The sequence below is a fragment of the Burkholderia sp. Ac-20379 genome, assembly GCF_017104645.1.
Lineage (GTDB): Bacteria > Pseudomonadota > Gammaproteobacteria > Burkholderiales > Burkholderiaceae > Burkholderia.
The window spans coordinates 17,690-40,779 of record NZ_JAAGPF010000001.1; the positions used below are offsets into that span (position 1 = coordinate 17,690).

Consider the following 23,090-nt stretch of genomic DNA (forward strand, 5'->3'; position numbering starts at 1 on the left):
TCAAGCCTCGCTCGCGTCGTGGTCGGTCAGCAGCTCGCGCACCTGCGCGATGAAGCCGGCGTCGTGCAGGATGCCGACGTGGTCGGCATCGATCGCGTGATCGCCGGCGCGTTCGCCCGGCACATAGGCTTGCCAGCCGTCGCGCATCGCATCGACCGAGGTTTCCGTGCGTTCGGCCCACCATTGCCGCACCGGCACGGCCAGTTCGCGCGCGACGCGCACCTGTTGCAGCGATTCAAAGTATTTCGACACCAACGCCACCTGTTCCAGCAATGCCTCCTGCTCGCCCTCGGGCAGGAGGCCTTTCCATTTGTCCGTCTGCGCGATGAATTCGCGCAGCGGTTCCAGTTCTTCCGGCAGCGCGCGCCGGCGCGCCATGGCCGGGCTGACCTCGGCGGCATCGGTCGCGATCCGCGCGGGCGGCCCCGAATCGACGGTCAGCAGGCATGCGACCGTTTCGCCGAGCGATTCCAGGCGATGCGCCAGCTCGACGCCGAGCACGGCGCCCGACGACCAGCCAAGCAGGCGGTATGGCCCCTCGGGCTGCACGCGACGGATATCGGCCACGTAATCGTCGATCACCGCGTCGAAGCTCGCCGGCCACCAGGCCGCATCGGTGTAATGGCGCGACTGCAGGCCATAGACCGCCACCTCGCCGTCCAGCGCCGCCGCCAGTTCGCGGTATTCGCCCACCAAGCCGAACACCGGATGAAGCACGAACAGCTTGCGGGCGGCGCTCGTGGCATTCAGCGGCACGATCGATGGCGGCAGCGCGTTCGCATCGAGCCACGCCGCCAGCGAGGCCACCGTCGGCTGCGTGAACAGGCTTTCGAGCGTCAAGCCGCCTAGGCCAGCCGCGGCCGCGCGGTGCGTGATGCGCAGCGCCGCCAGCGAATCGCCGCCGACCTCGAAGAAGTTGTCGGTCACGCCGAAATCGTCGCGGCCAAGCACGGCCTGCCAGAGCGCGAGCAGCGCGGCTTCGTCGTCGTTGCGCGGCGCAACCCGATCGGCTTGCGCGAGCCCGTCCGGCTCGGGCAGCGCGTGGCGGTCGACCTTGCCGTTCGGCATCACCGGCAGCCGCTCCAGCACCACGAACGCCGACGGCACCATGTAGCCCGGCAGCTTGCCTTCCAACCCGCTGCGCAGCGCCGTGCTGTCCACTTCGCCCGACACGTAGCCCACCAACCGCTTGCCATCGCCCGTGCCCTTCAGTTCCACCGCCGATTGATTCACGCCCGGCACCTGACGCAGCGCCGCTTCGATCTCGCCCAGCTCGATCCGGAAGCCGCGCAGCTTCACCTGCTGGTCGATACGGCCCAGGAAGTCGATCGTGCCGTCCTCGCGACGGCGGCACAGGTCGCCCGAGCGATACAGCCGCGAGCCGTCGTTGCGGAACGGGTTCGGGATGAACTTCTCCGCCGTCTGCCCCGCGCGGCCCAGATAACCGCGCGCCAGCGTGTTACCGCCGATGCACAGCTCGCCCAGTGCGCCTACCGGCACTTCGTTACCCGAAGCGTCCATCACGTAGGCATTGCGCGACGGATACGGCACGCCGATCGACACGATCGCCTGATCCACGTCCGATGCTTCCGTGCGCCGGTACATGCACGCCACCGTCGTTTCCGTCGGGCCGTACAGGTTGTCGAGTTGGATCGCCGACAGCGGCCCTTCGCGCCACTGGCGCAGCGAATCGCCCGGCAACCCTTCGCCGCCCACCGTGATCTGGCGCAGCGCAGCCAGCGCCTCGCGCGACGGCGGCTCGCGCAGCCATTGCTGCCAGTACGCCGTCGGAATCCGCGAGAACGTCACGTTTTCCTCGGCCAGATGGCGGCTCGTCGTTTCCAGATCCCACAGCTGCGGGCCGCGCATTTCCACCTGCCCGCCCTGCATCAGCGCCGGCAGCATTTCGTGCAGCGCCACGTCGAAGTTGATCGTCGACGATTGCAGTTGCTTGTCGTCCGAGGTGATGTCGTACGTGCCGATGAAATCGTTCAGGTGCAGGCTCAGCGAGCGATGGCTGATCGCCACGCCCTTCGGCCGCCCCGTCGAGCCCGACGTGTAGATCACGTAGGCCAGTTGGTCCGGGTGCACGTCGGTATCGAACGGCGCGTCTGATTCGCCGGACACGTCCGCCAGATCGATCACGTCCTTGCCTGCCAGCACATCCGCCAGGTTTGCAGCCGTCGCGCGATCCGCGATCACGCGCTGCACGCCGGCGTCTTCCATCATGTAGGCCAGGCGGTCGGCCGGGTATTCCGGGTCGAGCGGCACGAACGCCGCGCCCGACTTCAGCACGCCCAGCAGCGACGCGATCACGCCCGCCGAGCGCGTCAGGCACAGGCCGATGCGCTCGTCGGGCTGCACGCCCAGCGCGGCCAGGCGGCGTGCGATCCGGTTCGACCAGCCCACCAGCTCGCCGTAATTCAGGCGCTCGCCTTCGCAGTGGACGGCCGGCGCCAGCGGGTTCGCGGCCGCCTGCGCCGAAATCCGCCGCACGATCGGTGCGAACGCCGTTTCAATCGGTTCCGCCTGCCACGCGCCCTCGACGTCCAGCACGATCGCGCCGAGCGGCTTGGCCTCTTCGGTCACGATCTGCTCGAGAATTTCCACGTAATGGCCCAGCATGCGCGCCACCACCGGCTCGTCGAACACGTCGCGCGCGAAGCCCAGCGACACGCCGATCGCCTCGCCGTCCGCCACGTTCAGCACCAGGTCGAAGCGGGCGGTTTCCGAGCCGTTGTTCACGCTCGACACCGTCAAGCCGGGCAGCTGAACGCCCTCGCCACCGGCTTCCAGATAGTTGAACATGGTCTGGAACAGCGGCGTATGGCTCAGACTGCGCGCGGGTTGCAGAGCCTCCACGAGCCGCGCGAACGGCAGGTCCTGATGCGCCTGCGCTTCCATGACCCGCGCCTTCACCTGCGCCAGCAACGTGCCGAAATTGTCGACACCTGCCAGTTCCGTGCGGATCACCACCGTGTTGACGAAGAAGCCGATCAGCGCTTCTGTCTCGAGCCGGTCGCGGCCGGCCGTCGGCACGCCGACGCGAATGTCCTGCTGATTGCTGTAGCGCGCCAGCAGCACGTCGTACGCCGCCAGCAGCGTCATGAACAGCGTCGCGCCATGGCGCTGCGAGACGCGATGCAGGGCACTCGACAATGCCACGGGCAGACGCAGCGATACACGGCCGCCTTCGGAACCGCGCAAGCCCGTGCGCTTGCGCGCCGTCGGCAGTTCCAGGATCGGATGCTCCGTGCCGAGCCGCAAGCGCCAATATTCGAGCTGCGCATCGATCGCCCGCTCGTGAAGCTGTTCGCGTTGCCAGAGCGCGTAATCGCCATACTGGATCGGCAGCGATCCGGACGCCAGCGACGCGCCCCGGCACGCAGCGGCGTACGCCTCCGCAAACTCGCGCTGAAGAATGGTCAGAGACCAGGCATCCGAAACGATGTGATGCATTGCAAAGTGCAGCACATGCAGGCGATCGGCGCAGCGAATCAGCGTCACGCGCAGCAACGGTCCGCTCTGAAGATCGAATGGCTGCGCCGACAGTTCGCGCAGCATCGCAAGCATGGCTTCGTCGTGCCCCGCCTCGGCGGACATCGCAAGATCGCGTGTCTGCCATGCGTAGTCCACGCTGCCGACAACCTGCCACGCCACTCCGCCATGCTCTTCGAATCGCGTGCGCAGGATGTCGTGTCGCGCGACGACATGGTCGATTGCGGCACGCACGGCCGCGATATTCAGCGCGCCTTCGAAGCGCGTCGCGCCGACGGTGTTGTAAGCGGCGCTATGGCTGTCGAGCTTCCACAGGAACCAGAGTCGATCCTGCGCATGCGACAGCGGAATCCGCGCATGCTCATGCGCGCGGCGGGCAATCGGCACCAGATCGGCGCCAGCGGCCGCATGCTCGGATAGTGCCGGAGCAAGGCTCGCAATCGTCGGTTGCACGAACAGCGTGACGATCGGTACCGCCATGCCGAGCCGCTGCTTCAGGCGCGACGCCACCTGCATCACCAGCAGGGAATGCCCGCCAAGCTCGAAGAAATTATCGTGGCGGCCCACGCGCTCGATACCGAGTACCTCGCACCAGATCGCCGCCAGCGCCTGTTCGGCCTCGCCCTCCGGCGCGGCGTAGGCCACCGCCGATTCCGCTTCCGGCTTCGGCAGCAGCTTGCGGTCCACCTTGCCGTTCGGGTTCAGCGGCAGCGCTTCCAGCACCATCAGCACCGATGGCACCATGTAGTCCGGCAGCGTTTCGCCAAGCTTCGCGCGCAGCGCCGGCACGTCGATCGTTTCGCCTTCCGCTGCCGTCACGTAACCGATCAGGCGAGCGCCGCCCGCGCCGGTTTGCGCCGTCACCACCGCCTCGCGCACCTCGGCTTGCGCCGTCAGTTGCGATTCGATTTCGCCCAGCTCGATGCGGAAGCCGCGGATCTTCACCTGGTGATCGATCCGGCCCAGGTATTCCAGTGCGCCATCGGCATTCCAGCGCGCCAGGTCGCCCGTGCGGTACAGGCGTTCGCCATTAGTGCCGAACGGGTCGGCGACGAAGCGCTCCGCCGTCAGGCCCGGACGGTTCAGGTAGCCTCGGGCCAGGCCGATGCCACCAAGGTAAAGCTCGCCGGCCACACCACGCGGTGCCAGATTCAGCGCGTCGTCCAGCACGTACGTCTGAATATTCGCGATCGGACGGCCGATCGGCACGTTGTCGGCACCGGCCACGCACGTCCAATGCGTGACGTCGATCGCCGCTTCGGTCGGGCCGTACAGGTTGAATACGCCCACGTTCGGCAGCAAGGCCAGCGCGCGGTTCGCCAGTTCGGCAGGCAGCGCTTCGCCGCTGCATACGATCCGCTTCAGGTTCGTGCAACGCGCCGCGTCATCGTGCGCCACGAACGCTTGCAGCATCGGCGGCACGAAGTGCAGCGTCGTCACACCGTAAGCCTGGATCAACTCCACCAGACGTGCCGGATCGCGGTGATCGCCCGGCTTCGCTACGGCCAGCTTCGCGCCAACCATCAGCGGCCAGAAGAACTCCCACACCGATACGTCGAAGCTGAACGGTGTCTTTTGCAGCACCGTATCCGTTGCATCGAGCTGGTAGGCTTCCTGCATCCAGACGATGCGGTTCGTCAGCGCAACGTGACGATTCACGGCCCCCTTCGGGCGGCCCGTCGAACCCGACGTGTAAATCACATAGGCCGCGTTCTCGACATCGACCGCCACGCCCGGATCCTTGTCCGACTCCGACGACAGATCCAGCGTATCGAGATCCAGCGCGCTCAGGCCCGCCGGAACCGGCAGCGATGCACGCACGTGGCTTTGCGTCAGCAACAACGCCACGCCACTGTCCTCGATCATGTAGGCCAGACGATCTTGCGGATATTCCGGATCGAGCGGCACATACGCTCCGCCCGCCTTCAAGATCGCCAGCAGCCCCACCACCATCTCGACCGAGCGCTCGACCGCGATACCCACACGCGTTTCCGCGCCGACGCCAAGCGACATCAACCGATGCGCCAGGCGATTCGCCCGCGCATCCAGCTCGCGATACGTCAATGCCTCGGAACCGAATTCCACCGCCACCGCATCGGGCGTCGCCTCGACCTGCGCACGGATGATTTCGTGCACCGGACGCTGCTCCGCATACGCCCGATCCACCCGGCTCAGCGCCAGCAACGCATGGCGTTCGGCGTCTTCCAGCAACGCCACCGCATTGACATGCGTCTGCAGATCCCCGGTCAGCGCTTCCAGCACGCCGACATAATGGCGGCTGAAACGCGCCATCGTCTCCGTATCGAACAACTCGCGCGCGTATCGAACGCTGGCCGACAGCGTGCCGTCGGGCGCTTCCCACGTGTTAAGCGTCAACTCGAACTGCGCCGCGCCTTCATCGAGATCGCGGCCCTCGATAATGAGGCCCGGCAGTTGATCGAGCATGCGGAAATCGCTGCGCTGGTGATTGAACACCACCTGGAACAGCGGCGTATGGCTCAGGCTGCGCTCCGGCTGCAGCGCATCCACCAGCACGTCGAACGGCAGATCCTGATGCGCCTGCGCATCGAGCGCGCGGGTGCGCACCTGGTCGAGCAGCGCGGCCAGCGTGGTGCGGCCGTCGAGCTCCGCCTTCAGTACCTGCGTGTTGACGAAGAAGCCGATCAGGCCTGCCGTCTCGGGCTGGTTGCGATTCGCCACCGGCACGCCGACGCAGATCTCGCGCTCGCCGGTATAGCGATGCAGCAGAATCTGGAACGCCGCCAGCAGCACCATGAACGGTGTCGCGTTGCGTTCACGCGCCACGCGGTGCAGGGCCCGGCCCAGCGCCGGCGGCAGATCGATCCGCTGATTCGCCGCGCGATAGTTGCCCAGCGCCTGGCGCGGGCGATCGGCCGGCAGGGCCAGCACCGGTTGCGCGTCGCCGAGCACGCCGCGCCAGTAAGCCAGCTGTCGCGCCTGCTCGCCGTCGTCGAGCCAGCGGCGCTGCCAGACGGCGTAATCGGCGTACTGGATCGGCAAGGCCGCCTGAACGAACGGCTGGCCGGCCGACAACGCGCGATAACCGTCGACGAATTCGCGCAGCAGCACACCGATCGACCAGCCGTCCGAGACGATATGGTGCATCGCCACCACCAGCAGATGCTCGTCGGCCGCAAGCCGCGCCACGCCCACGCGCAGCAGCGGCCCCTTGCCGAGATCGAACGGCGCGTAGCTCAACGATGCCGTCCAGGCCGACAGCGCCGCATCGCGATCGGCGCGATCGACCAGATCGACGATCCGGCAATCGCAACGCGCCGTCGCGGCGTCGTCGACGACCTGCACGGCCTGGCCGTCGGCCGCTTCGACGAAGCGCGTGCGCAGCGATTCGTGGCGCGCGACCAGCGCATCGAAGCTGCCCCGCAGCGCAGCCATGTCGATCTCGCCGCGCAGCATCAGGCCGCCGTCGATGTGATAAGCACTGCTGTCGGGTTGCAGGTTCCAGAGGAACCACAGGCGCTGCTGCGCGTGGGACAGCGGCAGCGCACCGCGATGTTCGGCCGGCACCGGCTCGATGGCCGGCGGCGCCACGTAGGCCGAATCGCCGTGCGCCAGGCTCGCCGCCAGCGCCGCCAACGATTGATGTTCAAAGACGTGGCGCGGCGTGATCTTCCACCCGGCCTCGCGCGCTCGCGCCACGATCTGCAGGCTCAGGATCGAATCGCCACCCAGCTCGAAGAAGTTGTCGTGGCGGCCCACGCGCTCGATGCCGAGCACGTCGCGCCAGATCGACGCCAACGCCGCTTCCGCCTCGCCCTCCGGCGCTGCATATACAGCCGCCGATTCGAACTCCGGCTGCGGCAACGCCTTGCGATCCACCTTGCCGTTCGCCGTCAGCGGCAGCGCTTCCAGCGGCAGAATCGCCGTCGGCACCATGTAATCCGGCAGCGTCGCGCCCAGCGCCGTGCGCAGGGCTTGCCCGTCCAGCGCGGCATCGCCCTTCGCCGTCACGTACGACACCAGCCGCGCTCCGCTCGGGCCTTCCTGCGCCAGCGTGATCGATTCCCGCACCCCAGCCTGCGCCAGCAGTTGCGCATCGATCTCGCCCAGCTCGATCCGGAAGCCGCGGATCTTCACCTGATGATCGATCCGGCCCAGATATTCCAGAGCGCCGTCCGCCGTCCAGCGCGCGAGATCGCCCGTGCGATACAGGCGCTCGCCGTTCGCGCCGAACGGATCCGGCACGAAGCGTTCCGCCGTCAGGCTCGCCCGGTTCAGATAACCGCGCGCCACGCCCGCACCGCCCACGTACAACTCGCCCGTCACACCCACCGGCACCAGGTTCCGTTCGGCATCCAGAACGTAAATCCCCAGATCCGGAATCCGCACCCCGACCGGGCTCACGCCTTCGTTCAGATCGTTCGCGCCGATCGGACGGTACGTCACGTGCACCGTCGTTTCGGTGATGCCGTACATATTCACGAGACGCGGCTGCGCATCGCCGAAGCGCGCGATCCACGGCGCCAGCGTTTGCGGCTCCAGCGCCTCGCCGCCGAAAATCACTTCGCGCAAGGCCAGCGGCTCGCCGTCGTAAATCCCCGGCACCGCCATCAGTTGACGGAACGCCGACGGCGTCTGGTTCAGCACCGTCACACGCTCGCGACGCAGCAGCGCCGCGAACTCTTCCGGCGAACGGCTCACCACGAACGGCACCACCACCAGCTTGCCGCCGTAGCACAGCGCACCGAAGATCTCCCAGACCGAGAAGTCGAACGCGTACGAATGGAACATCGTCCAGACGTCGTTCTCGTCGAAATGGAACCAGTGTTCGGTCGCGTCTAGCAGGCGCGCCACGTTGTGATGCGCAAGCTGCGCGCCCTTCGGGCGGCCCGTCGAACCCGAGGTGTAGATCACGTAGGCCAGATTGCCCTGCGCCACCTTCACGGCCGGGGCCGTTTCCGGCTCCGAGGTCAGGTCGAGCCCGTCGAGTTCGAGCACATCGAGCGACGACGGAATCGGCAGCGTGTTGCGTACGCCGCTTTGCGTCAGCACCAACGCGATGCCGCTGTCCTCGATCATGTAGGACAGCCGATCTTGCGGATAATCCGGGTCGAGCGGCACGTAAGCGCCGCCAGCCTTCAGGATCGCCAACAATCCGACGATCATCTCGATCGACCGCTCGACCGCGATGCCCACACGCACTTCCGGGCCAACGCCGTGCTTCGCGAGCCGATGCGCGAGGCGGTTGGCGCGTGCGTCGAGTTCACCGTAGCGCAGCGATTGATCGCCGTAGACCACGGCAATTGCATCCGGCGTCGCTTGCGCGCGCGCCGCGATGCGTTCGTGTACGGGCAGCGCGTCGGGATAGGCGACGTCGTTACGGCCCCAGGCCAGCAATGCATCGCGCTCGTCCGTGTCGAGCAGCGCGATCTCGTCCACGCTGCGCGACAGGTCACCCGTCAACGCTTCCAGCACGCGCACGTAGTGACGGCCGAAGCGCTGCATCGTGCGTGCGTCGAACAATTCGTCGGCATAGCGCAGGCTGGCCGACAGCGTGCCGTCCGGCAGCTCTTGCGTATTGACCGTCAACTCGAATTGCGCCGCGCCACCGCCGACGCCATAACGCTCGACGCCGAGCCCTTCGAGTTCGTTGGCCGCCTGATAGTCGTTGCGTTGATGGTTGAACGCCACCTGGAACAGCGGCGTATGGCTCAGGCTGCGCTCCGGTTGCAGCGCATCCACCAGCACGTCGAACGGCAGATCCTGATGCGCCTGCGCGTCGAGCGCGCGCGTACGAACCTGATCGAGCAGCGCGGCCAACGTCGTGCGCCCGTCGAGGTCGGCCTTAAGCACCTGCGTATTGACGAAGAAGCCGATCAGCCCAGCCGTCTCCGGACGGTTGCGGTTCGCCACCGGCACGCCGACACGCACATCGGTTTCGCCGGTATAGCGATGCAGCAGCACGTCGAACGCCGCCAGCAGCACCATGAACGGCGTCGCGTTGCGCTGCCGCGCCACGCGCACCAGCGCGCGGCCCAATTCGGCCGGCAGCTCGATCCGCTCGCTCGCGGCGCGGTAGGCGCCGAGCGCCTGACGCGGATGGTCTGCCGGCAATGCCAGCACCGGCTGCTCGCCGCCGAGCAGATCGCGCCAATAGGCAAGCTGGCGATCCTGTTCGCCGGCTTCGAGCCAGCGCCGCTGCCAGACCGCGTAATCGGCGTACTGGATCGGCAATGCCTGCACGTCGGGCACCGCGCCCGCCGCGAACGCGCGGTAACCGTCGACGAATTCGCGCAGCAGCACGCCTACCGACCAGCCGTCCGACACGATGTGATGCATGACGACCACGAGCACATGCTCGCCGGGCGCGATGCGCGCCAAGCCCACGCGCAGCAGCGGCCCGCCCGTCAGGTCGAACGGCTCGGCGGCAAGCCGTGCCGCCCAGGCCGCGACGGCCGCGTCGCGATCGGCCTCGGCCGCGACATCGATCGAGCGGAAATCGTGGGCGAGCGTGTCGTGAATCCGTTGCGTCGCGCGCCCGTCGCCCGCGGCCACGAACGTGGTGCGCAGCGATTCGTGCCGGCCCGCGAGCCAGTCGAAGCTGGCGCGCAGCGCGTTCCGGTCGAGCGTCCCGCGCAGGCGAATCGCGCCGGGCATGTGATACGCGTTGCTGTCGGGCTGCAGGTTCCACAGGAACCACAGACGCTGCTGCGCATGCGACAACGGCAGGTTGGCGCGCTCGCCGGCCGGCAAAGGCAGCAATGCCGGCGCCGGCTCGGCATCGCCGATGTGATCCGCCTGAGCCGCCACCACGGCGGCGAGCGCCGCCACATCCGGGTTCTCGAACATCTGGCGCGGGCTGATCTCGATACCCACGCGTTGCAGCGCCGCGATCGCCTTCAGGCTCTGAATCGAATCGCCGCCGCGCTCGAAGAAATTGTCGTGACGGCCGACCTGCTCGACGCCGAGGATCTCGGCCCAGACGCGGGCCAGCGTCACCTCGAGCTCGCCGACCGGCGCCGTGTAATGGTCGATCGCGACGTCGTCCGGCTCGGGCAACGCATTGCGGTCGATCTTGCCGTTCGGCATCACCGGCAGCCGCGCCAGCACCACGAACGCCGACGGCACCATGTAGCCCGGCAGCTTGCCTTCCAGACCGCTGCGCAGCGCCGTGCTGTCCACTCCGCCCGACACATAGCCCACCAACCGCTTGCCGTCGCCCGTGCCCTTCAGTTCCACCGCCGATTGCTTCACGCCCGGCACCTGCCGCAGCGCCGCTTCGATCTCGCCCAGTTCGATGCGGAAACCGCGCAGCTTCACCTGCTGGTCGATACGGCCCAGGAAGTCGATCGTGCCGTCCTCGCGGCGGCGGCACAGATCGCCCGAGCGATACAGGCGCGAGCCGTCGTTGCGGAACGGGTTCGGAATGAACTTTTCCGCCGTCTGCCCCGCACGGCCCAGATAACCGCGCGCCAGCGTGTTCCCGCCGATGCACAATTCGCCCAGCGCCCCCACCGGCACTTCGTTGCCCGAAGCATCCATCACGTAGGCATTGCGCGACGGATACGGCACGCCGATCGACACGATCGCCTGATCCACGTCCGACGCTTCCGTGCGCCGGTACATGCACGCCACCGTCGTTTCCGTCGGGCCGTACAGGTTGTCGAGCTGGATCGCCGACAGCGGCCCTTCGCGCCACTGGCGCAGCGAGTCGCCCGGCAACCCTTCGCCGCCCACCGTGATCTGACGCAGCGCGCTCAGCGCCTCGCGCGACGGCGGTTCGCGCAGCCATTGCTGCCAGTACGCCGTCGGAATCCGCGAGAACGTCACGTTTTCCTCGGCCAGATGGCGGCTCGTCGTTTCCAGATCCCACAGCTGCGGGCCGCGCATTTCCACCTGCCCGCCCTGCATCAGCGCCGGCAGCATTTCGTGCAGCGCCACGTCGAAGTTGATCGTCGACGATTGCAGTTGCTTGTCGTCCGAGGTGATGTCGTACGTGCCGATGAAATCGTTCAGGTGCAGGCTCAGCGAGCGATGGCTGATCGCCACGCCCTTCGGCCGCCCCGTCGAGCCCGACGTGTAGATCACGTAGGCCAGTTGGTCCGGGTGCACGTCGGTATCGAACGGCGCGTCTGATTCGCCGGACACGTCCGCCAGATCGATCACGTCCTTGCCTGCCAGCACATCCGCCAGGTTTGCAGCCGTCGCGCGATCCGCGATCACGCGCTGCACGCCGGCGTCTTCCATCATGTAGGCCAGGCGGTCGGCCGGGTATTCCGGGTCGAGCGGCACGAACGCCGCGCCCGACTTCAGCACGCCCAGCAGCGACGCGATCACGCCCGCCGAGCGCGTCAGGCACAGGCCGATGCGCTCGTCGGGCTGCACGCCCAGCGCGGCCAGGCGGCGTGCGATCCGGTTCGACCAGCCCACCAGCTCGCCGTAGTTCAGGCGCTCGCCTTCGCAGTGGACGGCCGGCGCCAGCGGCTGCCGCACGGCCTGCTCGGCGATGCGCCGCACGATCGGCTCGAACGCCGTCTCAATCGGCTCGGCCTGCCACGCGCCCTCGACGTTCAGCACAATCGCGCCGAGCGGCTTGGCCTCTTCGGTCACGATCTGTTCGAGAATTTCCACGTAATGGCCCAGCATGCGCGCCACCACCGGCTCGTCGAACACGTCGCGCGCGAAGCCCAGCGCCACGCCGATCGCCTCGCCGTCCGCCACGTTCAGCACCAGGTCGAAGCGCGAGGTTTCCATCTCGCCTGCCGCGCCGCGAATCGTCAGCCCCGGCAGCTTCGCCTCGCCGCGCTCCGCGCCGGCGAAATTGAACATCGCCTGGAACAGCGGGCTGGTGCTCAGGCTGCGGGCCGGCTGCAACGCGTCCACCAGCCGTGCGAACGGCAGATCCTGATGCGCCTGCGCCTCCAGCACACGCTCGTTCACCTGCGCGAGCAAGCCACCGAAATCCCGAACTCCGGCCAGCTCCGAACGAATCACCAGCGTGTTGACGAAGAAGCCGATCAGGCCTTCCGTCTCCAAACGATCGCGGCCCGCCGTCGGCACGCCGACGCGAATGTCCTGCTGGTTGCTGTAGCGCGCCAGCAGCACGTCGTACGCCGCCAGCAGCGTCATGAACAGCGTCGCGCCATGGCGCTGCGACAGCGCGCGCAACGCCGACGACAGCGCGGCGGACAGTTGCATCGACACGCGGCCGCCCTCGGTGCCGCGCAGGCCGGTGCGCTTGCGCGCCATCGGCAGCTCGAGCACCGGATGCTCGGTGCCGAGCCGGTCGCGCCAGTACGCCAGTTGCGATTCCACCGCCTGCTCGTCGAGCCATTCGCGCTGCCACAGCGCGTAGTCGCCGTACTGGATGCCCAACGGCGCCAGCTCGGGCTCGGCGCCGCGGCAGAACGCGGCGTAGGCGGTGGCGAACTCCTGCGTGAGGATGTCGAGCGACCACGCGTCCGAGACGATGTGGTGCATGGAGAAATGCAGCACGTGCGAGCTGTCGTCGCAACGGATCAGCGCCACCCGCAGCAGCGGGCCGGCCATCAGGTCGAACGGCTGCAGCGACAGCGTGCGCAGCAACGCGCGCAGCGCGGCCTCGCGCGGCTGCCCCGCCGGCTCCGACGAGAGATCGTGCGTGGCCCAGCCGTGGCTCGCGTCGCCCACCACCTGATACGCCACGCCGTCCTGCTCCTCGAACCGCTTGCGCAGGCTCGGATGGCGCGCGCTGGCCCAGTCGATCGACTTGCGCACCGCGCCGGCATCGAGCTGGCCGTCCAGGCGCACCGCGCCGGTGATGTTGTAGCTTGCGCCCTGCGGCTCGAACTTCCACAGGAACCACAAACGCTCCTGGGCGTGCGACAGGGGGAACCGAACCGGTTCGCCCGGGAACGGCACGATCGGCAGGCTGGCCCGTGCAATGCCGCGCGCGGCCAGGCGCGCCCGGAACACGCTGCGCTTTTCAGGCGGCAGACCGACGTAGGTCCGGGAAATGGAAAGCAGTTCGCTGTCCAGATCACGCGCGATTTCGCTCATTTGTTACCCGCTCCGAGGTTCTTGCAGTCCGGCGCCATCGCGCTCGCCAGGCGATGGCCGGATTCAGATAGTTCGTTCCCGGCCGGCTGGCACGCGCTGGCGCGGTGCATAGGCCGGGACATCGATCGTTGATTCAGGCCGGTCGCCGTGACGCGCCGCGTCGCGGCAAAGCCGGCGCGGTGCGATTCGGGACGGGAGGTCGAGAGCGGGTTTGGCAGGCGCGGCCGGCGGCACGATGCAGCCGCGCCGACACGGCGACGGCCGGCAGCGGCTCGCCGCGCGCCTGCATCGCGGCATCCGCATGACATCGCGCACCGCGTCGTTGCACGGCCGGCGCCGCACGCCCTTGATGGCCCACCATGACCCTCTCCCTGTTCAAGACTGTTTGTCGATCGGCCCGCCCCGCCGGCGCCGCGCCTCACGGGCGCGCGCAACGGCAGGCAAGCCGGCCGCGGAACCGCGAGCGCGGTTCCGCATCGTTTCTGTCGGCGATCCGGCATCCGTCGAGATCGACGTGGCTGGGGAGATGCAACCTGGCTCATCCCGAATCGCACCGTCCCGCCCGGGGCGAAACGGTATTGCGCGCTCTCTACGCGCCTTGCCTGCCCCGGCGATGACGCGCCGAGGCAGCGGTGTTCAGCGGCGGCTCGCCACGGCAACGCCTGGCGCCGGCGGCACGCCGGCACACGGCCCTCAGCCGGCGAGGCCCGCGAGCCGGCCCGGCCCGCGCACCGTCGCGAGGCTGTCCAGCACATGGCCGATCAGTTCCTCGCGATGGGTATTGATGAAGAAATGGCCGGCATCGATCTCGCGATGCACCACCGGCCCGGCGGTTTCGTCCGCCCACGCCGCGAGATTGGCCGGATCGCCGGCCAGCTCGGCGTCGCGCGCACCGCCGATCACGAGCATCGGGCAAGTCAGACGCGCGCGGGTCGGCTGCGGCTCGTACGTGCCGCACAGATGAAAATCCGCGCGCAGCATCGGCATGACCAATTCCATGAACTCGCGGTTGTCGAGCAGCTCGTCGGGCATGCCGTTCAGCGCACGCACCTCGTCGATGAATTCAGGCTCCGGGCAAGTCAGCCAGTGCGTTTCGCGCTCGCGGCGCGACGGCGCCCGGCAGGCGGACACGCCCAGCCACCGCGGCGACACCCCGGCCACGCGCCGCAGCGCCTGGGCCAGCTCGAAACCGACCAGCGCGCCCATGCTGTGCCCGAAGATCGCGAACGGCCGGTCGAGCCGCGGACGCATATCGTCGATCAGCACCGCGATCAGCTCGTCGAGCCGATGCAGCGGCGCCATGCGCTGACGCACGCCGCGCCCGGGCAGATTCAACGGCACCAGTTCCAGCCAGGCTGGCACCCGCGCCTGCCAGCCGCGAAACACCGTCGCGCTGCCGCCCGCATAGGGCAGGCAGAACAGGGCGAGCGTGTCGTCGCGGCCGGATGGGTTCAGCACCTGCGATCCTTCAGTGCGTGCTCGCGCCGCCGGCGTTGGCGGCCATCGCCGCGCGCAGGCTGGCCGGACGCATGTCCGTCCAGTGTTCCTCGATATAGGCCAGGCAGTCGGCCTTCGGGCCCTTCTTGCCGACCGCGCGCCAGCCGCCCGGAATGGCCTTGTAGCTTGGCCAGATCGAGTACTGCTCTTCCTGATTGATGACCACTTCGAATTCGGCCTTGTCGTCGTCCCAGCTCATCGATACCCCCAGAATGCCTGCGTCTCTCATGCCGCCCGCGAGTCGAAGCCGCGAACAGCGCCTGTGTCGAACCTGCGAACCATTCGCTCAATGAAAGTAAGAATGAGAATTGTTCGCAATCGCCCAGCAAAATATGCTGAGCGGGGCGGCTTGTCAAGGTATAGGCGTGTGGCCGGTACGGCTTTGCGCGGCACGCGGCTGCCGACGCAACCCCCGCCCCGGCGGGCCAACCCGGCCGACAACGCCCGCGCCGGCAAGGCGCCAGGCAGCTGGCACGGCACGGCCCGGGCGTGCAATTCCCTGCTACGCAAGCCGCGCCGCCACAAAAATTTCTCCGTGGCGCCAGATCACCATGGCACAATATTTCGCAAATAAGAATCATTATCCTTAGGCCGTCATCTTCCATTCCAAAGCTCGTAGATGAGACGTATTCCGAAACGTATTCGCCACACCGTTGTTCTGCTTGCCGTTCTGTTACTTGCGATCTGGTTGGTCTGGGCCGTGTTCTTCCGCATCGTCGAACATGCCGACACCGTCACCGTCGGGCGCGGCGACATCGAATCGAGCGTGACCGCGCTCGGCACCCTTCAGCCCCATAGCTACGTCGACGTCGGCGCGCAGGCGTCGGGCGAAATCCGCCGCATCTACGTGCAGCCCGGCGACAAGGTGCAGCGCGGGCAGTTGCTGGTCGAGATCGATCCGAGCATCCAGCAGGCCAAGGTGGACGTCGACCAGTCGACGCTCGCCAGCCTGCGCGCGCAACTGGTCGGCGCGAACGCGCAGCGCGATCTGGCGGTCGCGCAATATGCCCGGCAACGCCGCATGGCCGCCGACGGCTCCACCCGCGACGAAGACGTCCAAACCGCCCAGGCCGCGCTGGCGGCCGCCCGCGCGACGATCGACGAACTGCGCGCGCAGATCGACGGCGCGCAGTCGACGCTCAAGGGCGATCAGGCCCAGCTCGGCTACACGCGCATCTACGCGCCGATGAGCGGCACCGTGGTCACGCTCGACGCGCGCGCCGGCCAGACGCTGAACGCGACCTACCAGACCCCGAACATCCTGCGCATCGCCGATCTCTCCACCATGACGGTGTGGACGCAAGTGTCCGAGGCCGACATCCTGCATGTGAAGCCGGGCATGCCGGTGTACTTCACGACGCTGGGCTCGCTCGACCGGCGCTGGAACGCCAAGGTCCGCCAGATCCTGCCCGCGCCGCCCAACCCTGTGAATCCGGCCGACAGCGGCGCGCAGTCGGGCAGTTCGAAAGCGGGCGGCGCGGGCGCCAGCAAGGTGGTGTTGTATACGGTGCTGTTCGACGTCGAGAACCAGGACGCCGAATTGATGCCGCAGATGAGCGCCCAGGTGTTCTTCATCGCCGCCCACGTGCACGACGCGCTGATCGCTCCGCTGGTGGCGTTGACGCCGGTGCCGGGCCAATCGGCCGCCTACACCGCGCAGGTGCTGGTGGGCGGCCGGATCGAATCGCGCGAGGTGCGCCTCGGCGTGCGCGACCGGCTCAATGGCCAGGTACTGTCGGGTCTTGCCGCCGGCGACAAGCTCGTGACCAACGTCACGCGCCGCCGCGCCTCGGACGGGAGATTCACTTGGTAAGCGTGGCGCGCCCTCCGCAAGCCAACGCGGCGGCGGCGGCAAAGGCAGGCGACGAAGGCACGGCCGCGCCGCCGCTGATCGCGCTGCGCGGCATCCGCAAATCCTACGGCGGCAACACGCTCGGCCCCGACGGCAAGCCGCTGCCGGCCGTCGAGGTGCTGCGCGGCGTGGATCTGTCGATCCATGCCGGCGAATTCGTCGCGATCGTCGGTGCCTCGGGCTCGGGGAAATCGACGCTGATGCACATCCTCGGCTGCCTCGACCGCCCGAGCGCCGGCGAATACCGCTTCGGCGGCCGCGACATCGCGCATTTCGACGCCGACGAGCTGGCCTGGCTGCGGCGCGAGGCGTTCGGCTTCGTGTTCCAGGGCTATCACCTGATCGCCACCGAAAGCGCGCGCGAGAACGTGGAAGTACCGGCCATCTACGCCGGCGTGCCGGCCGCCGAGCGCGAGCGGCGCGCCACCGCCCTGCTCACCCGGCTCGGGCTCGCCGAACGGCTGGCGAACCGGCCCAACCAGCTCTCCGGCGGCCAGCAGCAGCGCGTCTCGATCAGCCGCGCGCTGATGAACGGCGGCCACATCGTGCTGGCCGACGAGCCGACCGGCGCGCTCGACACCACCAGCGGCGCCGAGGTGATGCGGCTGCTGGCCGAGCTGGCCGAGGCCGGCCACACCATCATCCTGATCACGCACGACCGGCGGGTCGCCGCGCGCGCGCAACGCACCATCGAGATCCGCGACGGGCAGATCGTGGCCGATTCGGGCGCGACGGCGCGCCCGCCCGGCTCGCCGGCCTCGCTCGACGCCGCCTCGCTGATCGCGACCATGAGCTCGGGCGTGGCGCACACCGCGCCGCTGCTCGCCGAAGTGGGCGATGCGATGCGCGCCGCCTGGCGCGTGCTGTGGATCAACCGCTTCCGCACCTTGCTGACGCTGCTCGGCATCATCATCGGCGTGACCTCGGTGATCGCCATGCTCGCGATCGGCGCGGGCACCGAGCGGCAGGTCATCGAGAAGATGGCGAGCTTCGGCACCAACCGCATGTACGTGGTGCCGGGCGGCGACAACCCGCGCGGCCCCGGCGGCACGCTGTCCGTGGGCGATGCCGACCTGGTGCGGCAAGTGCCCGACGTGACGGCCGCGATGCCGTTCCTGAGCAGCAGCGCCACCGTGCGCTACAGCAATCTCGACGTGTCGGTGCCGATCTGGGCCGTGACCGAGCAGGCGCCGACGGTGCTGAACTGGAAGCCCGTGCGCGGCATCTTCTTCAGCGCGCACGACGTGCACGATCTGGCCACCGTGGCCGTGATCGGCAAGCGCGTGCGGGAAAAGCTGTTCGGCGACGCCAATCCGCTCGGCCGCTACGTGCTCGTGAACAACGTGCCGTTCCAGGTGATCGGCGAGCTCGCGGAGAAAGGCGCCACCTCGGGCGAGGCCGACGACGACAACGTGATCCTGATCCCGTTCACCACCGGTGCGCACCGGCTGGTGGGCACCGACAACCTGTCGTGGATCTCGATCCTGATCGGCCATCTCGATCGGGCCGACGACACCGCCAAGCGCATCACCCGGGTGCTCGAGGACAACCATCACATGCGCGACTTCCAGGTGTACAACGCGGCCGCCTCGGTCAAGGCCCAAACCGAAACCCAGGACACGCTCACGCTGATGCTCGGCCTGATCGCGGCGATCTCGCTGCTGGTGGGCGGGATCGGCGTGATGAACATCATGCTGATGACGGTGCGCGAGCGCACCCGCGAAATCGGCATCCGGATCGCCACCGGCGCGCGGCAACGCGACATCATGCGGCAGTTCCTGACCGAGGCCACGCTCGTTTCGGGCGTGGGCGGGCTGCTCGGCGTGGCGGGCGGCCTGGCCACCGGCGCGGTGCTGATCGCGTGCGGCGTGCCGGCGATCTTCTCGATCCGCGCGATCGTAGGCGCGTTCGCCTGCGCGCTGGCGACGGGCCTCATCTTCGGCTTCATGCCGGCCAGGCAGGCGGCGCGCCTCGACCCGGTGGTCGCGCTCGCGGGGGAATGACTTGAACACACGACAACGTTGGATCGCGGCGTGCGCGGCCGCCGCGCTGGCCGGTTGCGCCGGCCCCGCCTCGACCGATTCGGGCATCGCCGCGCCCGAGGCATGGCGTTTCGCGAAGGCGGCGCCGGGCCAACCCGCGGCAACGAACACGCTGGCCGACGACTGGTGGCGCGCGTTCGGCAACAGCGAACTCGACCGGCTGGTGGCGCAAGCCAGCGCCAACAACAACGATCTGGCCGCGGCGATGGCGCGCGTGGACGAAGCGCGCGCCTCCGCCCGGATCGCCGGCGCCGCGCTGCTGCCGACCGTGTCCGGGTTCGGCGACGCCAGCCATCAGGGCGGCCTGATCGTCTCCAGCACCAGCGACAACGGCACCGGTTTCGACCTCGGCCTGGTCGCCAGCTACGAGCTCGATTTCTGGGGCAAGAACCGCGCGACGCGCGACGCCGCGCGCGCCACCTGGCGCGCCTCGGCGTACGACCGCGACACGGTCGCGCTGACGCTGTCGGCCGACGTGACGAACGCCTGGCTGCAGGCCGTGGCCATGCGCGAGCGCACCGCCATCGCCGCACGCAACCTGCAATCGGCGGCGCGCGTTCTGGCCAACGTCGAATCGCGCTACCGGGCCGGCGCGGCCACCGCGACCGAGCTGGCGCAGCAACGCGCGGCGGCCGCCGCGCAACGCCGCAGCCTGGCCGCGCTCTCGAGCCAGGCCAACGACAGCCTGACCACGCTGGCCGTGCTGCTCGGCGAACCGGTTGCGCAGTTGCAACTGAACACCGGCTCGCTCGACGCCGTGCAGGCGCCCGCGATCGATGCGGGCGTGCCCTCCTCGGTACTCGTGCAGCGTCCCGATCTGGCGCGCGCCGAGGCGCTGCTGGCCGCGGCCGATGCGAATATCACGGTGGCCCGCGCGGCCATGCTGCCGAGCCTGAGCCTCTCGGCCTCGGTCGGCGTCGGCAGCGAAAAGATCCGCACGCTGTTCGACAGCACCGTCTACAGCGTCGCGGCCGGCCTGACCGCGCCGATCTTCAATGGCGGCGCGTTGCGCGCCGGGCGCGATCTGGCCGTGGCGCAGCGGCGCGAATTGCTGGCCACCTACCGGCAGGCGATCGTCGCGGCCTTCGGCGACGTCGAACGCGCGCTGAACGCGGTGCAAGGCGCCGACGCGCAACTGGCCGCCAGCCGCGACGAAGTGGACGCGGCGCAACACGCGCTGACGCTGGCCGAAAGCCGCTACCGCGCCGGCGCGGAAACCTTCCTGACGGTGTTGAGCGCGCAGCAGACCTTGTTCACGGCGCAGGACAGCGCCGCCTCGCTGCAACTGGCGCGCCTGCAGGCGTCGGTGGGCCTGTACCGGGCGCTGGGCGGCGGCTGGCGGAAACCGGACGGCGACGCCGTGGCCGGCAAGGCGGATTCCGGCTCGCCGCGCCCGATCTCGGCCGGTTGATGCTCGCGCAGCCGGGGGGCGCACCCCGGCGCGCAGCCGGTGGGCTCGGTCGGGGCTCGGTCGGGGCTCGGTCGGGGTCAACCGGGTCAACCGGGTCAGCCGGGTCAGCCGGGTCAGCCGGGTCAGCCGGGTCAGCCGGGATTTTTAGCCGAGATCCCGCTCGAACTCAGCCCGAACTCAGCCAAGATCCCGCTCGAACGCAGCCAGCCCGCATCCCCATCAACCCAAACCATTCACGCCCCGGCCGTCGAGGCGGCGGGCGCGGGCGGCCGGGCCATCGCCCGGGCCAACGATTCGGCCACTTGCGCAAGCACCGGCCCCGGCCCGGTTTCGAGATAGAAATGCCCGCCGGCGAACGCGTGGAACGTGCAGTCTCCACGCGTCGTGTCGCGCCAGCCCGCGAGCTTGGCGGCGTCGGCGGTATTCGCGTCGTCGCGGCCGGTCAACACCGTCACCGGGCAGTCGAGCAGCGGGCGCTGCGACGGCCCCGGAAACGTGCTCGGATACATGCCGCACAGATGGAAATCGGCGCGAAACAGCGGCAGCAGCATCTCGATGAAATCGCGCTCGCGCAGCAACGCCTCGGGCGTGCCGCCCAGCGAACGCAGCCGCGCGACCAACTGATCGTGCGTGCATTCGAGCCAGTGCGTCTCGCGCACGCGCAGCGAGGGCGCAACCGAGGCCGACGCCCCGAACCACACCGGCGTGCCGCCACCGTGCTCGCGCAATGCATGAATCAGCTCGTAGGCGATCAGGGAGCCCATGCTGTGCCCGAACAACGCGAACGCGCGCTCGGGGTCGCGCCGCGCCTGCAATTCGGCACGCATCGTCTCGAGCAGCGCCGGCCATTGCGCGATGGGCGGCACCGTGCGGCGCGTGCCGTGGCCCGGCAACTCCAGCGGCACCAGTTCGACGCCATGCGGCAACGCCTGCTGCCAGCGCCGATACAGGGAAACGGCCCCGCCCGCATGGGCAAGACAGAACAACTGCACGGGCGGCACGCTCGCCGGTGCGACTCCATTCGCGGACATCGATCGGTACACCTCGGGCGCGACCGCACGGCAGCGGCTCGCCACGGAACATTGTGGAATCAACGCCTCGCTTCGCATCGCCGCATGCAGTGCGAATGAGAATCATTGATGGCGGGCTGCGTACTCTGCGATGCACGCCCGGCCCTGTCAAGCGGTGTCGCAAAGCGTGTCGTGCGTCGCGCTCTGCCGGGCAGCGCAGCCTGGTAAACCACGCTTACATTCTGCAAATGAGAACCATTTGCATTAATCTCAAAATTATCGGAACATAGCGGCACTTCGAATCACAACCAGAGAGAGCTGGAACGATCATGCATGCCGAGAACCTGCCGCATGCCGCCGCGCGATCGTCTACCCCGAGGGCCGGCCGCACCGCTCGCCGGTGGGAGGGACACGCATGAGCGCCGACGTACGCGAACACCGCAGCCTGGCCGCCACGGGCAGCGCCGCGCCCGCGCCCATCGATGCCGCACAGGCCGAACGCCGCATCGAACTCGCCCCCGGCCTGCACTTCAGCACGCACCCGCTGGCCGAACAGCCACCGTTTTGCGACGCGCCGCTTCACGACGACGCGCTGCGCCTCTGGCTGCTGCGCCCCGAATGGCAACTGCTGTCGCGCGAGGATGCGTTCGCGCGCCTCTCGCCGCACGAACGCAAACGCACCAAGTGCTTTCCGCAGCCAAGCATCGGCAAGCGCTTCGCGGTGGGCCGCGCGGTGTTGCGCGGGATTCTCGGCGGCATGCTCGCGGTGCCGCCGAAATCGCTGGAGATCGTCGATCACGAAAGCGGCCGCGTCACGCTGAACCTGCCTGACGCGAAGCAGCCGATCGACATCGCCGTGGCCTACGCGGGCATCTGGATCCTGATCGGGATCGGTGCGCAGCCGCTCGGGCTGGCCACCGCGTTTTCGACCGGCGACGTGGTGAACGACGACGAGCAGCATCGCGTGCGCCTCGCCAGCGTGGCCGCCGCGGCCGGTACGCCGTCCGCCGCCGGCTATCTGTGCCAGACGACCGACACGCACGCGCATCGCGTGCACACGCACGACGCCGGCACCTGGCGCGTGATCGATCTGCCGATGCCGGGCCGTCAATGCATCGCGTCGGTCGCCGCGCGCGAGATTCGCGACGTGCAGGCGAGCGGCTGGAACAGCTCGGTCAAGCTGCCCGCGCCGCCTCGCGCGAACGCACGCGGCCGCCGCACCGATGCGCAGGCCGGCGTCGCGGCCGGGCTGACGCGCACCGGCTGAACGCGTATTCGGCGCGTGGCCGTTTCGGGCCGAGTCGCGTGTGCAACAGCGCTTCGCGCCGCGGATTCGACCTGCGCGTTCACGCCATCGCCGCATGCTGTCGTTTCGGGTCACGCGTGCGCAACAGCGCTTCGCGCCGCGGATTCGACCCGCGCGTTCACGCCATCGCCGCATGCCGTCGTTTCGGGTCACGCGTGCGCAACAGCGCTTCGCGCCGCGGATTCGACCCGCGCGTTCACGCCATCGCCGCATGCCGTCGTTTCGGGTCACGCGTGCGCAACAGCGCTTCGCGCCGCAGACTTGCCCCACACGTTCACGCCATCGTCGGGCCGAGCGTTCACAAACTTGCAATCCGTCGCGACGCGACGCGCCGCGCGGCGCGTCGTTGCCACCGTCCGGCGGCGTCGATATATTACGCACGGCGCCTGCCATCCAGGCCACGCCATGCAAGCAGGCCATCCGCCCTGCCGGCGCCAACCCGACAATCCGACGGTGG

The 23,090-nt window shown here is 68.7% G+C and carries 8 protein-coding genes and 1 tRNA gene; 4 read left to right on the forward strand and 5 right to left on the reverse strand.

Annotation, left to right across the window (positions count from 1 at the left end; translation table 11 throughout):
* From G3N92_RS00015 to G3N92_RS00025, 3 genes are all read right to left on the reverse strand, one after another.
* Window positions 1–13,515 (reverse strand): non-ribosomal peptide synthetase, encoded by a 13,515-nt coding sequence (locus G3N92_RS00015; protein WP_206125390.1) that lies wholly within the window; start codon window positions 13,513–13,515, stop codon window positions 1–3.
* 693 nt (window positions 13,516–14,208) lie between these two features.
* Entirely contained in the window at window positions 14,209–14,973 is a 765-nt protein-coding gene (locus G3N92_RS00020) for an alpha/beta fold hydrolase (RefSeq protein ID WP_206125391.1), read from the reverse strand.
* A 10-nt stretch (window positions 14,974–14,983) separates the two neighbouring features.
* Window positions 14,984–15,211 carry an MbtH family NRPS accessory protein gene (locus G3N92_RS00025; RefSeq protein ID WP_206125431.1) on the reverse strand — a complete coding sequence of 76 codons (228 nt, stop codon included), beginning with the start codon at window positions 15,209–15,211 and terminating at the stop codon, window positions 14,984–14,986.
* A 420-nt stretch (window positions 15,212–15,631) separates the two neighbouring features.
* On the opposite strand from G3N92_RS00025, the gene G3N92_RS00030 reads away from it, so the two are divergent.
* Complete coding sequence (locus tag G3N92_RS00030) at window positions 15,632–16,825, forward strand: efflux RND transporter periplasmic adaptor subunit (protein ID WP_206125392.1); 1,194 nt, start codon at window positions 15,632–15,634, stop codon at window positions 16,823–16,825.
* Between the two features lie 2 nt (window positions 16,826–16,827).
* Window positions 16,828–18,867: a MacB family efflux pump subunit gene (locus tag G3N92_RS00035; RefSeq protein ID WP_206125393.1), complete on the forward strand. Its 2,040-nt coding sequence runs from the start codon at window positions 16,828–16,830 to the stop codon at window positions 18,865–18,867.
* On the opposite strand, the gene G3N92_RS00040 is transcribed toward G3N92_RS00035, so the two are convergent.
* Window positions 18,855–18,936: transfer RNA gene (locus G3N92_RS00040), tRNA-Ala, on the reverse strand. The two genes, G3N92_RS00035 and G3N92_RS00040, sit on opposite strands and share 13 nt — an antisense overlap.
* Between G3N92_RS00040 and G3N92_RS00045 the strand changes: the two genes are divergently transcribed.
* A complete protein-coding gene (locus G3N92_RS00045) occupies window positions 18,890–20,317 on the forward strand; it encodes an efflux transporter outer membrane subunit (RefSeq protein ID WP_206125432.1) in 1,428 nt (475 codons plus the stop codon). The genes G3N92_RS00040 and G3N92_RS00045 overlap by 47 nt on opposite strands.
* Before the next feature lie 233 nt (window positions 20,318–20,550).
* On the opposite strand, the gene G3N92_RS00050 is transcribed toward G3N92_RS00045, so the two are convergent.
* The gene (locus tag G3N92_RS00050) at window positions 20,551–21,348 is read right to left on the reverse strand and encodes an alpha/beta fold hydrolase (protein ID WP_206125394.1); all 798 of its coding nucleotides are present in this window, start codon (window positions 21,346–21,348) and stop codon (window positions 20,551–20,553) included.
* 394 nt (window positions 21,349–21,742) lie between these two features.
* Here G3N92_RS00050 and G3N92_RS00055 point away from each other — a divergent pair, with 394 nt between their 5' ends.
* Window positions 21,743–22,594, forward strand: coding sequence for a hypothetical protein (locus G3N92_RS00055; protein WP_241014467.1), 852 nt, complete (start codon window positions 21,743–21,745; stop codon window positions 22,592–22,594).
* Window positions 22,595–23,090: the final 496 nt, after the last annotated feature.

Coding starts and splice junctions, on each gene's coding strand:
- G3N92_RS00015 (WP_206125390.1), bottom strand. CDS start 13,515: ATGAGCGAAATCGCGCGTGATCTGGACAGCGAACTGCTTTCCATTTCC.
- G3N92_RS00025 (WP_206125431.1), bottom strand. CDS start 15,211: ATGAGCTGGGACGACGACAAGGCCGAATTCGAAGTGGTCATCAATCAG.
- G3N92_RS00030 (WP_206125392.1), top strand. CDS start 15,632: ATGAGACGTATTCCGAAACGTATTCGCCACACCGTTGTTCTGCTTGCC.
- G3N92_RS00050 (WP_206125394.1), bottom strand. CDS start 21,348: ATGTCCGCGAATGGAGTCGCACCGGCGAGCGTGCCGCCCGTGCAGTTG.
- G3N92_RS00055 (WP_241014467.1), top strand. CDS start 21,743: ATGAGCGCCGACGTACGCGAACACCGCAGCCTGGCCGCCACGGGCAGC.